We start from the raw sequence: 14,840 nt of genomic DNA on the forward strand, positions 1-14,840 counted from the left end.
GATAAGGATACCCAATAAGCTGCCGTCTCCCAGATCGGCGGACCATTCTACCGCTCCTTGATGCATGATCTTGCTGGACTAGCAGCTGCCCATCTTCTTTAGTTCAATTTATTTAGCTGCACCGCAGCCTGCTTGCCGCTCAGCTGGATCCCTGTCGTTTTGCTGCCCACATGGCTCAAATCCTTGATCAGGCGCTCCAGAAGCTCTTTGGCCAGCGCTCCTTCCTTGCCCTTGATACGCACCACGAGCAGAACGGCATCACCGGACTCCAAGAGCTTTTCAGCTTGCCGCAGCTTGGTTTCGTAGTCATGATCCTCGATGTGCGGCGTCAGCCGGATTTCTTTCACTTTCATGGGACGTTCGGAAGCCTTGGCTTGCTGCTGCTCCCGCTTCGCGTCAGCCGCCCCGATCAGCCTGCATGGCGGCGGGCTGCTCATGAGGGAAGTACACACCAAATCCACCTTCAGCTTCTTCGCCATGGCAAGCGCCTCGGACGTCGGCATTATGCCCAAATCCTCGCCATTCAGTCCGGTCAGCTCAATTTCTTTTGCTTTGATTTTCTCATTCATGATCATTTCCATACACTCCTGTCCATCCATATTTTACACGGATAGGGAGGAAATGAACATAGCTGATTCCCCGTACTACATACCGCAGCCTTTAGACAGGCACACGGATTCCGGACAATAAAAACGCACTCACTTATTTCCGATTTATAATTTCCATTGGACTAAAAGAAATCAAATTGGCAGCTCATGAATCCCAGGCTCTTCGGTTGCTTGGCTTCGGACTGGACGAACGAAATAAAAGAATGACGGTATAGGAAACGAATCCCATACCGCCATTCTTTTATTTTTACGAGTCGCGCATGGTCAGCGGCTGCCGCCTGTGTGTACGGATTCACTCGGGATGCCGATCTTTACCGTTCCGTCTTCCACAAGCACCGGATACGTCCGGACTTGCCCATGATCCGGCGACTGCACCTGGCCTTCCTTCAGATCAATTTTCCAGTCATACAACGGATCGTAAACGAAATGTCCGGATATGATGCCCTCAGCGAGCGGCCCGCCTTTCGGATGCGGACTCCTGTTATCCAACGCGTACATTTCTCCTGTACTGGTGTGAAATACCGCGAGCTCCAGTTCTCCGATATGGACGACGCGCCCCATCTGTGCACCGTAATCTTCAAGAGTGCCCGCCGGATAATAGCTTAATACATTCTCCATGATCCCTTATTCCTCCTACCATGAAATAACGATTCGTTGGAAACGTAGCACCGCGAGGCTGCCGCCCTACACCTGCTCATACAGCATGCGGCGCGTTCCAGGTTGTTCCAGCACCTTTTTCCACGGATCTTCCACCTGTAAAAGCGCAAATTCGACGCGTTCGATCAGCTCCTTACGCTGCGTCTCGTTGTCCAGTACAGCGGACCGAATGGTTTCAAGCCCCATCCGCTCGACCCACTCCGACGTTCTTTCCAGATACTTGCCGGTTTCACGGTAGAACTGGATCAGCGCACTGCAGATGTCGATCAGCTCCAGGTCCGTCTTGATCTTACAGAACGAGTCCGCTATCCGCGGTTTGATGCCTCCATTTCCTCCGATGAATATTTCCCAGCCCCCGTCATTGCCCACGATCCCGATATCTTTCGTGCACGACTCCGCGCAGTTGCGGGGACAGCCGTTGACCGCCATTTTGAATTTGGCCGGAAAATCCAGCCGCTCGAACTTCCGTTCCAGCAGCGCTCCCATCGCCATCGAATCCTGCGTTCCAAACCGGCAAAATTGCGAGCCGACGCAGGTTTTGACCGTGCGGAGCGACTTGGCGTAAGCGTAGCCCGAGGGCATATCCAGCTCCTCCCATATTTTAGGGAGATCTTCTTTTTTGACACCGATCAAATCCAGCCGCTGTCCGCCCGTGACCTTGACGACCTTCACATCGTATTTCAGCGACACGTCGGCAATCCGCTTCAAATCCTCGGGCGTCGTAACGCCTCCGTACATCCGGGGAACCACGGTATAGGTTCCGTCCTTTTGAATGTTGGCATGGAGCCGCTCGTTCACGAAACGAGACGCTTTTTCATCTTCATGCTCTGCGGGATCAATCATGCCTAGATAATAATTCAGTGCGGGACGGCATTTCGAACACCCTTCAGGCTGACTCCACCCCAGGACATGCATGACCTCCCGGGTTGTTTTCAAGCCTTTTGCGCGAATCTCGGCAACAATTTCGTCGCGGCTCAGTGAAGTGCAGCCGCAGATTCCTTGCTTGGCCGCTGTCTGAAATTCATCACCGAGAACATACTGGAGGATCTGCTCAACGACGGGCTTGCAGCCTCCGCAGGAACGGGTTGCCCCCGTGCTGGCTTTGATTTCATCCACGGTCTTCAGCCCCTGCTCCGTGATGGCATCTACAATCATCTGCTTGGTTACCCCATTGCAGCCGCATACGATTTCCTCGCCAGCCATCGATTCAACGGAAAGGACTTTCCGGGCTGCGCCGCCGCTTCCGCAGTGACCACCGCCCATCACTTCCCCGTATATTTCATCCGTCATTTCGGTATGCTCTTTGACCATCTTTTGCAGCGGAGCGGCTTCGCTCACATCGCCGAATAAGACCGCCCCCGTTATTTTACCGTCCCGGAGCAGTATTTTCTTATAGGTCCGTTTCCAGTCGTTCTGAGATGCGATCACGGTATGCGCTGGGCCCTCGATGAACTCACCAGCCGAAAACACATCCACCCCGGAAATTTTCAGCTTCGTCGAAACGACCGAGCCTTCATAAGGCTGCGTATGCACGCCGCATACATGCTTAGCCAGAACATTCCCCTGTTCGAACAAAGGGGCAACCAGGCCATAGCATACGCCGCGATGTTCCGTACATTCCCCTACGGCGTACACATGATGCATCGAGGTCCTCATATAGTCATCCACGATGATTCCTTTATGCACGGCAATTCCGCTGGCTTTTGCGACGCCAATATTCGGCTTGATCCCCGCGGCCATCACGACAAAGTCGCAGCTCAGCTCCGTACCGTCCGTGAAGCGCAGCCCTTCCACGCGCTCTTGTCCCAGCAGCTCCTCTGTTTGTTTGCCCATGGCAAAACGGATTCCCTGACGTTCCAGCTCGGCCTTCAGCATCGAAGCCGCTTGATGATCCAGCTGCCGCTCCATCAAATCCTCCATTAAGTGAACCACCGTGACATCCATACCAAGACTCACCAGACCTTTGGCGGCTTCCAGCCCGAGCAGTCCGCCGCCGATGACGGCTGCCTTGCCGTATCTTTTCGCCGCCTCCATCATGTTGCTGCAGTCTTCAATTTTCCGAAACCCCACGACGCCCTGCTTGTCGCAGCCTGGAACAGGCAGCATCAGCGGATTAGAACCGGTTGCAATAATGACCTTATCGTATGGAACCGAAGCCCCGTCCTCTGTAATGACCTGCTTGGCCATGCTATCAATCCGCGCCACCGTGGTATCGGTGTAAAGCTTGATTCCATGCTCTTCGTACCAGGTCAGGTCATTCAAAATAATGTCCTCTATCGTTTTGCTGCCATCCAGCACATAAGAAAGCATGATCCGGTTGTAGTTGGGATGGGGTTCACTGCCAAACACCGTAATATCATAAGAGCCGCTAAGCTTTAAAATCTGTTCCACCGTACTGATACCAGCCATCCCGTTCCCGATGACGACCAATTTCTCTCGATCCGCTTTCATCGCAGAAAGCCTCCTTCCAAGGTTTGGCGGCAAAACGAACGTCATCCAACGTTTTATTTGCCCGCCTGCTGCTGATTGGATGGCTCCATTATAGCGAATGTTTAAAATTTGAAATGTGATTTGATTCACATTAAATGTGAATTTATTCACTTAAATTGTTGAAAATATATGTAATCTCCTAACAGCTATTTTTTAACGGCCGCCAACTTGGTTATTTAATGCGCTAGGATCTCTCCAGCCTGATCTCCACTTCATCCTGAGGTGCAAGCTTCATATCGAGCCCATTCTCGACCAGCTCTTTGCCGTTCACCTTCAGAACCCATTTTTCAATCGACTTCGGACTATAACCTTTGACCAGCGCGATAAACCGTTTGTTCAGAGTCAATTCGATGAAATCTGTGCTCACCAAAATATCCCGCACGCTTTCATTTTCGTTGAAGGGAAGAATATACGTATGCGAAAGCCCCGGTTGGATGGTGCCCCCGTTCAGCTTCAGTACCGTATATTGCAGGTTGTTATCCTGTTTTTTCGCGTGGGTCGGCTCAATTGAAATTCCGATTTCGTCGTTATCCTTGAGCACCGTATCAAGCTTGTCCTTTCCAAGCTTCTTCTTATTGAGCTCCAGCCCCCACACGAATGCGGGCGAGAGCGATACCTGGCTGATCGAATGGATGGAGCCGTCATCGGCAAAAGACACAATGCCGCTTTTTTTCAGGCCTTCCCGGATCGTTTCGCCCTGCTGCAGGTATTTCTCCAGATCGCGGATAATATCGGGAGAGAAGAAATCATCCTTTTCAGATATCCAAATGGAAGGAACATCGCCTGCAAACACCTGCGCCGAAGCCTCCTGGGACTTGCTGCCGTTGCAGCCTGCGAGCAGGAACGAAACAGCTATAAACAAAGCAAATGCTTTTTGTAATCCTTTCCCCACCCTAACACCACCTTCAGTTATTCATTGCATGCATTCTGCCCGGCAAAGAAAATGCCTTGCGGCATCCGCCTGATTGCGGACAGACCGACTTTAGCTGAAGTTTTCCGTCATTGAAAAGACCATCTCTGGCCCTGTGCACATGGTTAGCTTCTCATACTAAAAAAATAAGAGCTCTCGTCCTGAGAACTCTATTTTACCATATGCAAACCAAGTATTTCGACAGAATCGGACGCTATATGGCGAAAAATATCAATTAATTAACGCCTGCATGAAATTCCGGCTGCCGTCGGTGTTTTTAAGGTAAGGTCCCAGCCCCAAAAAATTGCCTTGATCCACATACACCCCTGTCATCCAGGTGCCTTCGAGAACCTCGCCATCCAGATGGACGAGAAGCGGCGGAGCGGATATAAATTCCTGATAAACGGGAATGCGCATTTCATGCTTCTTGAAGGGTTTGCCTGACTGCTGAAAAGGGTGTGCGCTGACATAGGTAGGAACGAAGTAGGTAGAGATGACTTCCATCTCTTCTTCATCATAAAAGGGGGTGTCGCCCAGAAAGGGGTGGAATAGCGAAATTTCTTCATACTGCGACCAGATCAAGACCTGCAGAAGCATGCTTTGAAATCGGCCGCTGTGGAATATATATTCCCGCTTGTCGGGCTCTTCCTTTTCACCTGCGGGTGTAAGGCTCTCAACAAAGTGACGCTCGCAACCGATGCATTTCCAGCCTGACGGGCTTTGAATCCATTTTTGAAAAACAGGACTGCTGTTCTCACCCGCTGCAGAAGGCGACTCCTGAGCGGGCTTTTGAATCGCCCAAGGCTTCCACATCGACTCCGGCACATTACGCATCAGCATTTCTATCGCTTTGTCATAGATATTGCGTACTTTAATAGAAGCGCTTTCAAGTTCAGTAACATCTTTTTTGCCATATCTGATTTCTTGGGAAAGTACTCTTTTTCTCATCGTCATCCGCCTCCTTAAGCGCCGAAAAGGCAGTTTTTTACCAATTATACTACACAACCTGCGGTAAGGTGCAAGTCTTTGCCTAAAATTAGCAAAAACTACAAGTCCATACATCCTTTTGCAGGCGATAGGAATGATTTGATAAAGTAGCAGAACATTGATCACGTACTTTCGAAGGCAGACCGCGATATTCTTTGTCTTGCGAGATCAGATTAGCTTACTCCGAATTTTAATCTTTCTATATATTAAACAAAAACCCTCCTTGCAAACACAAGGAAGGTCTGTTCTACAGCTGGTTTTTCAGTTGATTACTCAATATCACACCAATGCTCCGCCCAGTTTTGAACCTGGTCCATGACGGGCTGCAGCGCTTTGCCTTTTTCCGTCAATTCGTATTCAATCCGGACCGGTGTTTCAGGATAAACATGGCGCACTAAAATGCCTTCGTTCTCCAAATCCTTCATACGCTCGGACAGCATTTTGTCGCTCATCGAAGGTATGATATGGGAAATGTCCTTGAACCGTTTCGGTCCGTTCATCAACGAGTAAATAATCAAACCGTTCCAACGTTTGCCTAGAACGGAAAAAGCAGTTTCAAACCGCGGGCACATACTGAAATCCTGACTGTTCATGATCTTTCACCTCTTTACAGGATCCATGTAAACAGTTACGTCTCATGAAAGCTTACATTAAGTTAGTTTGTTTCATTTTACCACAATTTTATTCAAAAGAAAACAAAATGGCGGCAAATCAGAGAGAAAGGAAAAAAGCGGAAGCATGACTGCCTCCGCCTTGCTGGTTTGACTTGCAAATGCTATACCGTTTCAACCTTACCCAGTGCTCTGACCGGCTGCATATTGCCAAATTGAAGCGCGCTTCCTTCTGCCGGCTTCGCCCATTTGATGCTATTGGCGATAACCTTGAGAATCTCAGGCTGATAATACGTCGGATACGTCTCATGTCCTGGGCGGAAATAGAAAATTTTCCCCCGGCCGCGGCGGAAGGTGCAGCCGCTTCTGAATACCTCTCCGCCTTCGAAATTGCTGATGAATACCAGCTCATCCGGCGTCGGAATATCGAAATATTCGCCGTACATCTCTTCATGCTCCAGAATGATTTTCACGTCGACTCCTTCCGCAATCGGATGCGAAGGATTGACGTTCCACAAAATTTCCTGCTCTCCGGCCTCGCGCCACTTCAAATCGCATGACGTCCCCATCAATGCTTTGAAGGGCTTGGAAAAATGTCCGGAGTGAAGGACGATGAGGCCCATCCCTGCCTGAACGCGTTTCACGACCCGTGCCGTAATTTCGTCACTCACGCGGTCATGAGCCATGTGTCCCCACCAGATCAGGACATCCGTCGAATTCAGCACATCCTCGGTCAGGCCATGCTCCGGCTGTTCAAGCGTTGCGGTCGTCACGGCAAATTCGGGGTCTTGAAGACCCTCGGCCAAGGCGGTATGAATGCCTTCGGGATATACGGCTTTCACTTCATCATGGATGTTTTCATGGACAAATTCATTCCAGATCGTTACGTTAATCACTATGGTTTCCCCCTAGACCCACCACATGTCGCCAAGCGACTCTTCGATGAGTACCTGCTGTAAGTTGGATACGGCTTTCGAGAAGCCTTCTTCAATGGACATCAAACCGTCTTCATGCTCGATGCTGACAACATAATCATAACCTACCAGGCGCAGCGCGCTGATAATATCGGCCCAAGTCTTCACGTCATGTCCGTAGCCTACGCTGCGGAACTGCCATGCACGGTCCAGCATGTTCGTGTAAGGCTGCATATCCGTCAGACCGTGACGGTTCACGTTGATCGGATCGATCACGGTATCCTTGGCATGGAAATGATGAATCGCGCCGGCACGGCCCAGGATGTGAATCGCCTGCACCGGATCGATGCCCTGCCACCACATATGGCTCGGATCCAGGTTGGCTCCGATCGTTTCGCCCGCCGCTTCGCGCAGACGCAGCAGCGTTGCCGGCGTATGCACCGAGAAGCCGCCGTGCAGCTCAAGGCCGATTTTCACATGATGATCACTGGCAAACTTAGCCTGCTCCGTCCAGTAAGGAATCACTTTGTTCTCCCACTGCCACGCCAGAATCTCCTGGTAATCGTTCGGCCATGGAGCAACCGGCCAGTTAGGGTATTTCGCGTTTTCATGATCGCCAGGGCAGCCGGAGAACGTATTGACCACTTCGACGCCCAGCTTCTCCGCCAGCTTCACGGAGTTCACGAAATCCTCATGATCGGCCTGCGCCAGATGCTTCTGCGGATGCAGCGGGTTGCCGTGGCAGCTGAGAGCGCTGATCATTAATCCGCGCGACTCTACCGCGTGCTTGAATTCTTTCAGTTTTGTTTCGTTCTCCAGCAGTTCTGCAGGATTGCAGTGGGCTTTGCCGGGATTGCCGCCGGTTCCGATTTCCACTGCCTTAAGCCCCTTGGAAGCCACATAGTCCAGTGCCTCTTCCAGCTTGCGGTTACCAAACAATACCATAAATACGCCGAGTTTCACGAAAATTCCCCCTTAGCTTTCATCATTGTTCATGGATTCCAAACATTGATTCATTAAATCCACAGAGTGCCACCAAATCCGAATCCCCATACAGCAGCGCTGCATGGGGAATAATGGATTGTAATCCCTATATCTTTTATTCGGAAAGATTAATCAAAGTATACAGCTTTACCTGTCTTGGCCGATTCGTAAATCGCCTCAAGGATTTGTGTAACCACGAATGCCTGCTCCGGTTTAACGACAAGCTCCTTGTCTTCAAGGATCGCTTCCAGCCACAATCTTTGCTCGCGGTCCGCATCGTTCTCCGCCTCGCCGGAATAGAATGCCACGCCGCCGGCGTTCAGGTCGACTTTGGTGTCATACAAGCGGCTCAGCTTCTCGCCGTTGATGCGCAGCCCGTCCTTCATGTCGGCGCCGCCTTCCGTTCCCGCAAGAATCGTTTTAGCTTCGCCGGTTTCCACAACGTTCAGCGCCCAGCTGGATTCCAGGATAATCGTGGCGCCGTTTTCCATCGTAATGAATCCGAATGCGGAGTCTTCCACCTTGAATTGCTCCGGATCCCACGGGCCGAATGCATTGGCCGCATTTTCGCGGTGTCCAAGCTTATGGAAGGTAGAGCCGAGCACGCTCTTCGGCTTATAGTTGTCCATCAGCCACAGCGTCAAATCGAGTGCATGCGTACCGATATCGATCAGCGGGCCTCCGCCTTGTTTTTCTTCATCCAGGAATACGCCCCATGTCGGAACCGCGCGGCGGCGAATCGCCAAAGCTTTGCCCAGATAGATATCGCCAAGCTCTCCGGCTTCGCAAAGCTCTTTCAGGTATAAGCTGTCATTACGGTAGCGGTTTTGATAGCCGATCGTCAGTTTTTTGCCCGTACGTTTGGCAGCTTCCACCATTTCTTTGGCTTGAGCCGTGGTTTTGGCCATCGGCTTCTCGCACATGACATGCTTGCCTGCTTCAAGTGAAGCCACGGAAATTTCCGAGTGGGAATCGTTAGGGGTACATACATGGATCACGTCAATGCTCTCGTCTTGCAGCAGCTCGCGGAAATCCGTATATACTTTAGCGCCTTCCACGCCGAAATCGGCAGCCGCTTTTTCCGCGCGCTCCTTCACGATGTCGCAGAAAGCCACCATTTGGGCTTGAGGCTGCTTGGCCAGGCTTGGCATATGCTTGCCGTTTGCGATGCCGCCACAGCCGATGATTCCGATTCTCAAGGTTTGGTTCGTATTAGACATATACAGGTCCTCCGTTTTGGGCGTAATTTTTAATCCATTCCATGCTTTTTGCAATGCTCTCCAGCGGCGGATTCTGGCAGAAATCCTGTTCGACCACAATCCACTCCACGCCTGCTTTGTCCGCTGCCTCAGCAACGGCCTTCAAATCCACCTCACCCTGACCGAGCTCCACCGTCAGCGGCGAGCCGTCCTCCTGCCTGCGCACATCTTTCCAGTGTACGATCGGTAGGCGTCCGGCATATGCCTCAATGTACTCGGCTGGACTGTAGCCTGCAAAATGCGCCCAGCAAGTGTCCAGCTCTACCTGAAGCAGGTCTGCAGGAACGGTATCATACATGGCGTCAAATACCGTTTTGCCGCCGATTTTTTCGGTGAATTCAAAATCATGGTTGTGGTACAGCAGCGTTGCGTTCTGCGCTTTGCAGCGTTCGCCCAGCGCCCTGAGATTCGCGAACACTTCTTCCCATTGGCGCTGTTCTTCACCCAAATAAGGAACGATCAGATTCGTATTGCCGATTTCTTTATTGTAAGCAATTTCCTCATCGAGCGCGCTGAGCAAACGGTCATATGATGTATGCGTGCCGAGGGCGACAAGACCGTACTGATCGAGCAATGCTTTCACCTCAGAGGCAGGACGTCCAAAAAATGTATGAAATTCTACGCCCTGATATCCAAGTTCTGCTACTTTCTTCAATGTACCTTCAAAATCCTGCTCCATCTGGTCGCGAACGGTGTACAATTGCAAACCCAACTTCAACATGTTTGCCTCACTCCTGTTTTTTGGATTGATGAAGATCTGTTATGTGTTTTGGTCAAGCCTCGGATTTGAAACAAATCCTTATATAGGATGGAGTGTTATACGAGCTTTCCTGACGTCATTTGCTTGTCATATTCGTATTTACTCTCCAAAACCACATGTTTTCCCTCCAGGGAGGAGATGTGAAAGGCATGCATGGCTTCCAGCACGTGGTAAGCCAAAGCCCCATCGGCCCTGTGTGCGTGTCCGGCCCGGATGGATTCGGCCATGTCGTTCACGCCGATTCCCCGTTCATTCTGCCCGCATTCGAACACGGGCGTGAGCCATTCGATCTCATCTGACCCGCTTCGCCGGAGCTTGACGTCTCCGTTGAAAAAATTCGGATCAGGCAGGATCAGCGTGCCCGCTGTGCCGTAAATTTCGATCCACGGCAGACCTGCGCCAGCCTTAATGTCAAAGCTCATAATCATGGTCGCAATGGCTCCCTGTGCAAAATCGAGCGTCCCGGCCAGATGCGTCGGCGTCTGCACTGGAATCTGCTGGCCCGCTTTAGGTCCGGATCCGATGAACCGCCCCGGAATCTGAACACCGGCCGAGGCGCTGATCCGTTCGATCGGGCCAAGCAGCTCTACCAGCGCGGTCAAATAATACGGACCCATGTCGAACATCGGCCCGCCGCCCGGCGCATAGAAAAATTCCGGATCGGGATGCCAGCCCTCCGGTCCGCCACCCATCATAAATGCGGTTGCTGCAACCGGCTTGCCGATCAATCCGGCTTCGATGGCGGCCTTCGCCGTTTGGATTCCTGAACCCAGGAACGTATCCGGCGCGCTGCCCACACGAAGCCCTTTGCGGGCTGCCGTCTCCAGAATACGTTTTCCGTCCGCAGCTGAAATGGCCAGCGGCTTCTCGGCATACACATGTTTTCCGGCTTCAAGCGCCGCTATATCAATGGCTGCATGGCTGCCGGGTATGGTCAGGTTGATGACCAGCTCAATCTCCGGACATGCCAGCAGTTCGTCCACGCTGAATGCGTTTGCAATCCCAAATTCCTTCGCCCTCGCCGCGGCACGTTCCTGTACGAGATCCGCACAAGCCACCACTTCAACGGCATTGCTTTTTCGTAAGTTTTCCAGATAAATCGCACTGATATTTCCGCAGCCGATTATTCCAGCCTTCATTTTGTTGTTCATGCAGTCACTCCCCGCGTTGTTGAAGGTGAATTCAACAATCTAGTACCCATGGTATTCCGAATTTATTTATATTAAAATGAAGAATATGATTAAAACATGAACAATCTGGTCATTATTTTTTGATGATCCGTTTTTTACTGCATTCAACATGCTAGAAGGAGCCCTTTCATGACCACGCAAGAAACCGTACACATTTATACAGCAGGATTTTCATTTCATCATAAACCCTTTTACATGACGGAAATGAACGGAGTCAACAACTATCTCATGCGGCTGCAGACCGATGGCCGCTGCAAGGCGCGAGTCAACGGGGAAATGGTGCGCATCGAAGCCGGAGATTTGCTCATATTCTCGCCGGACGAGCCTTATGAGCTGAGAATCGAGGAAGAGCCTAACGCCCAGGACGAGCTTATGGTCGAAAGCGGCGACTACCATATCTTCTTCGGGGGAGAGTGGATTGATGAATGGTGGTCCAGGCAGAAACGCCCGACCCGCATCAAGGTGCCCTTGAATGAAACGATCCTGAGCCTGTTCAGGCAAATCGTGCTGGAGCAGCGTAAAATGTCCAACCCGTTTCCGGAGATCTCCGGATATTACATGCGGATTTTATGCCTGGAAACCGACCGTCTGCTGCGCGAGCATCCGTCCACCACGCCGAAAACCTACCTGGCCTACCAGATCAAGCATTACATTGAGGAGCATGCGTCCGTATCCTTTAAGCTGGAGGATGTGGCCGCCCATGTCGGAATCAGCGTATCACGGGCGGTTCATCTGTTTAAAGAAGCCTTCGGCACTAGCATCATGCAATACACGCTTGAGGTCCGGCTCGAGATGGCGCGCGAGCGCATTATATTCAGTCCGATGTCTCTGGAGAACATCGCCGAAACCTCGGGCTTTGCGAACTATACGTATTTTCACCGCGTCTTTCGTTCCCGCTTCGGGAAGTCCCCTAAGGAATTCCGGATTGCGAACAGGGAGCAGATCTAACGATCTAAGGCTCTACGGGATGTTTCATAAGAAAAGAGGCAGGACTCAGACGAGTCCTGCCCCTTGCCCTCAAATAATCGCATAAATTAAAAAACGGCAGGCGCTCACGAAAGCGCCTGCCGTTTGATCGTTTACAAATGATGGCTTACTTCTTGCCGGGTCTGTTCGCAATCGCATCGGATACGACAAAAGCCAGATCCTCGTTGCCGAACATTGATAATACGCCAAGCACCGTATCATCCGGAATCGGCCCCGCTTCTTCTTTCGGCACCGTCAGCTCCAGTACGCGCTGCAGACGTTCATTGCTCTGCTGCTGCGGATAGGCCTGCATGTACAATTCTTCCGGGCTCAGTCCTTCATTGACGCACCACTGGGCGAATACGAGAATCATCATATCCTCGTCCTGGCGGTAGCTCTCTACGATGCCTTCTTCCACGGATTTGCGGTATTCATCCATGTCCATTCCCCCCTTTAACGGTTGTCCGCGATCCTTGCGGCCAGCTCATGGCTTTTTAAGACCCGATCGGCCCGGATGCTGCAGCGTTCAGGATGGTCGATGCATTCCAGAAAATGATTGACCGCTCCGGCGAAGCCTCTGCGCTCCAGAATCGGTTCCCAGCTGCCAAAGGTTTTCGTGGCGGGGAGCTCCCCTTTTTCATACAGTTGAGCCTGCTCGAGGTTTATCACTTCAACGGATCGGCCACCGCCATGCATCTCCAGCTTCTCCACATCCATACCTGCCTGCCGGATCATGCTGTAACTGCCAAAGCGCGCACGGTCAAAGTTCAGTACGCCCGACGCATGATGCATCCGGCCTTCCGAATCAAGCGCAAGCTGCCGCGAATCGATCTTGAAGTCGTCTCCGCCAAGCCACAACAGGAGATCAAGCATATGAATCAAATCGTCAAACACTGTCTCTTCGGCACTGCCGGACTGCTTCCGGGTGCGATGCTTCAGCGCTGTCGCCTGATCGAAGCCGCCCGATGCCTCCATCCATGCCTTGGCCTCCAGATAGAGCGGAGCGAATCTCCGGTTAAAGCCCACGCCAAGAAGAATGCCTTTGGATTCAGCGAGCGAAGCAAGCTCCCTGCATTCGGTCAAATCCCCGCTAAGCGGTTTATCCACGTACACCGGCAGACCCTGCTGCAAGCAGGCTTTGACGATGCCGTAATGGGAGGAAGTCGGACTATGGACAAATACGGCATCCACATTCCAGGACAATAATTCATTTAAATCTGTCGTTCCATGTTCCAAACGGAAGCGGTCCGCCGTACGCTGCACCGTTTCCTCCGACCGGCTCATCACGCCGGTAACCTCGGCGTGCTCATGATGAGCCAGCAGCGGCAGGTATACCTTTTGCGCAATATCCCCGATACCGACCATGGCAACCTTCCGTTTGCTGCTGTTATTCATCGTGCACAATCCACCTTTCACCGTCGTACGCAAGGATCGATACACATTATACCTTCTTTAATCGTCGGAATACAGACTTATCTAGTGCATCCCTACCGCTTGGCCTTTGGCAGCCTCGGCTTTCTTTTTCTTCGAGCGAAGGCCAATCAGCACAACCGCCGCCACGACCACCAGCTCAAACGCGTATTTCACGAATACATTGGCGAACATTCCGTGAATCATGGGCTCTTCCACCAGCATTTTGGAAGCGGTCCAGGCAAGCACGGCCGAACCGAACGTGATGATAGCCGGGAACCGCTCGGTCAATTTGACGATCATCGTACTTCCCCAAACCATGATCGGTACCGAAATCGCGAGACCGATGACCACGAGCAGAAAATCGCCATGCGCCGCACCTGCTACAGCAAGCACGTTATCGAGACCCATCATGGCATCTGCGATAATGATGGTGCGGATCGCTGCCCAAATTTGATTGCCGGCGGAAATATCATGCTTTTTCTCGTCTATCAACAGCTTGTAAGCGATCCAGACGAGGGCGATTCCTCCAATCAAGCGCAGCCCCGGAATCATCAGCAGCTTCACGACAAGCAGTGTCGCAATGACGCGGATGACGACGGCTCCGACAGTCCCCCAAATAATAACCTTCTTCTGATCCTCTTTTCTGACGTTGCGTGCGGCGAGACCGATGACGATGGCATTGTCTCCTGCCAATACCAGGTCGATGACGACGATGGACAGCAAGGCTGTCCAAAATGCCATGGTTAACAATTCCATTTTTCATTCCACCTTTCTTCTGTTTGGGAGGTTTATCCCGGATTAAGATGTGTGCTATGATTAGTCCGCCGCATGAAAAAAAGCGCCCCTTACCTTCATTAGGTAATGGCGCTTTTATCCCACCAAAAAAGACCTTTACCTAATGAAAATCAGGCAAAGGTCTCGCAAAACAACGTTTACGTTGCCAATAAAGCCGGGGACGACGGTCCCGTAATGACGACTTTATTGCATGAGCTACTCCCCTTTGGGAACTATTCACTTAATGGAATCATTATAGCAAACCCTTTCGGTAATTTCCATGGTTTTATTTTTAGGTTCCATCTCTGGTATGATGG

At 51.5% G+C, this 14,840-nt stretch carries 15 protein-coding genes; 1 reads left to right on the plus strand and 14 read right to left on the minus strand.

What is annotated here, in order from left to right; all coding sequences use genetic code 11:
• Nucleotides 1-98: 98 nt before the first annotated feature.
• The 11 genes from infC to PCH05_RS13865 all read right to left on the minus strand — a co-directional run bounded on the left by infC (nt 99) and on the right by PCH05_RS13865 (nt 11,331).
• On the minus strand, nt 99-575 hold the full coding sequence (gene infC / locus PCH05_RS13815; RefSeq protein WP_127602986.1) for a translation initiation factor IF-3: 477 nt from the start codon (nt 573-575) through the stop codon (nt 99-101).
• Nucleotides 576-872: 297 nt separating this feature from the next.
• Nucleotides 873-1,226 (minus strand): nitrite reductase small subunit NirD, encoded by a 354-nt coding sequence (nirD, locus tag PCH05_RS13820; protein ID WP_127602987.1) that lies wholly within the window; start codon nt 1,224-1,226, stop codon nt 873-875.
• Between the two features lie 66 nt (nt 1,227-1,292).
• A complete protein-coding gene (gene nirB, locus PCH05_RS13825) occupies nt 1,293-3,716 on the minus strand; it encodes a nitrite reductase large subunit NirB (RefSeq protein WP_127602988.1) in 2,424 nt (807 codons plus the stop codon).
• Between the two features lie 223 nt (nt 3,717-3,939).
• Complete coding sequence (locus PCH05_RS13830; protein WP_127602989.1) at nt 3,940-4,647, minus strand: hypothetical protein; 708 nt, start codon at nt 4,645-4,647, stop codon at nt 3,940-3,942.
• Between the two features lie 249 nt (nt 4,648-4,896).
• Nucleotides 4,897-5,778: a hypothetical protein gene (locus tag PCH05_RS13835; RefSeq protein ID WP_127602990.1), complete on the minus strand. Its 882-nt coding sequence runs from the start codon at nt 5,776-5,778 to the stop codon at nt 4,897-4,899.
• 143 nt (nt 5,779-5,921) lie between these two features.
• A complete protein-coding gene (locus PCH05_RS13840) occupies nt 5,922-6,245 on the minus strand; it encodes a winged helix-turn-helix transcriptional regulator (protein ID WP_127602991.1) in 324 nt (107 codons plus the stop codon).
• A 182-nt stretch (nt 6,246-6,427) separates the two neighbouring features.
• A complete protein-coding gene (locus PCH05_RS13845; protein WP_127602992.1) occupies nt 6,428-7,159 on the minus strand; it encodes a ThuA domain-containing protein in 732 nt (243 codons plus the stop codon).
• A gap of 12 nt (nt 7,160-7,171) precedes the next feature.
• A complete protein-coding gene (locus tag PCH05_RS13850) occupies nt 7,172-8,140 on the minus strand; it encodes a sugar phosphate isomerase/epimerase family protein (protein WP_127602993.1) in 969 nt (322 codons plus the stop codon).
• Nucleotides 8,141-8,289: 149 nt separating this feature from the next.
• Nucleotides 8,290-9,381 carry a Gfo/Idh/MocA family protein gene (locus PCH05_RS13855; RefSeq protein WP_127602994.1) on the minus strand — a complete coding sequence of 364 codons (1,092 nt, stop codon included), beginning with the start codon at nt 9,379-9,381 and terminating at the stop codon, nt 8,290-8,292.
• Entirely contained in the window at nt 9,374-10,141 is a 768-nt protein-coding gene (locus PCH05_RS13860; RefSeq protein ID WP_127602995.1) for a sugar phosphate isomerase/epimerase family protein, read from the minus strand. The genes PCH05_RS13855 and PCH05_RS13860 overlap by 8 nt, the downstream gene beginning before the upstream one ends.
• A gap of 95 nt (nt 10,142-10,236) precedes the next feature.
• Nucleotides 10,237-11,331 carry a Gfo/Idh/MocA family protein gene (locus tag PCH05_RS13865; RefSeq protein WP_127602996.1) on the minus strand — a complete coding sequence of 365 codons (1,095 nt, stop codon included), beginning with the start codon at nt 11,329-11,331 and terminating at the stop codon, nt 10,237-10,239.
• 168 nt (nt 11,332-11,499) lie between these two features.
• Here PCH05_RS13865 and PCH05_RS13870 point away from each other — a divergent pair, with 168 nt between their 5' ends.
• The gene (locus tag PCH05_RS13870; protein WP_127602997.1) at nt 11,500-12,318 is read left to right on the plus strand and encodes an AraC family transcriptional regulator; all 819 of its coding nucleotides are present in this window, start codon (nt 11,500-11,502) and stop codon (nt 12,316-12,318) included.
• A gap of 145 nt (nt 12,319-12,463) precedes the next feature.
• Here PCH05_RS13870 and yxiS read toward each other — a convergent pair whose 3' ends face one another.
• The 3 genes from yxiS to PCH05_RS13885 all read right to left on the minus strand — a co-directional run bounded on the left by yxiS (nt 12,464) and on the right by PCH05_RS13885 (nt 14,505).
• Nucleotides 12,464-12,775 carry a protein YxiS gene (yxiS, locus tag PCH05_RS13875; protein ID WP_127602998.1) on the minus strand — a complete coding sequence of 104 codons (312 nt, stop codon included), beginning with the start codon at nt 12,773-12,775 and terminating at the stop codon, nt 12,464-12,466.
• Between the two features lie 14 nt (nt 12,776-12,789).
• Nucleotides 12,790-13,731: a Gfo/Idh/MocA family protein gene (locus PCH05_RS13880; RefSeq protein ID WP_127602999.1), complete on the minus strand. Its 942-nt coding sequence runs from the start codon at nt 13,729-13,731 to the stop codon at nt 12,790-12,792.
• Between the two features lie 81 nt (nt 13,732-13,812).
• Nucleotides 13,813-14,505: a TerC family protein gene (locus tag PCH05_RS13885; RefSeq protein ID WP_127603000.1), complete on the minus strand. Its 693-nt coding sequence runs from the start codon at nt 14,503-14,505 to the stop codon at nt 13,813-13,815.
• Nucleotides 14,506-14,840: the final 335 nt, after the last annotated feature.

It is taken from the genome of Paenibacillus chibensis (assembly GCF_004001045.1).
Taxonomy (GTDB): domain Bacteria; phylum Bacillota; class Bacilli; order Paenibacillales; family Paenibacillaceae; genus Paenibacillus_AQ; species Paenibacillus_AQ chibensis.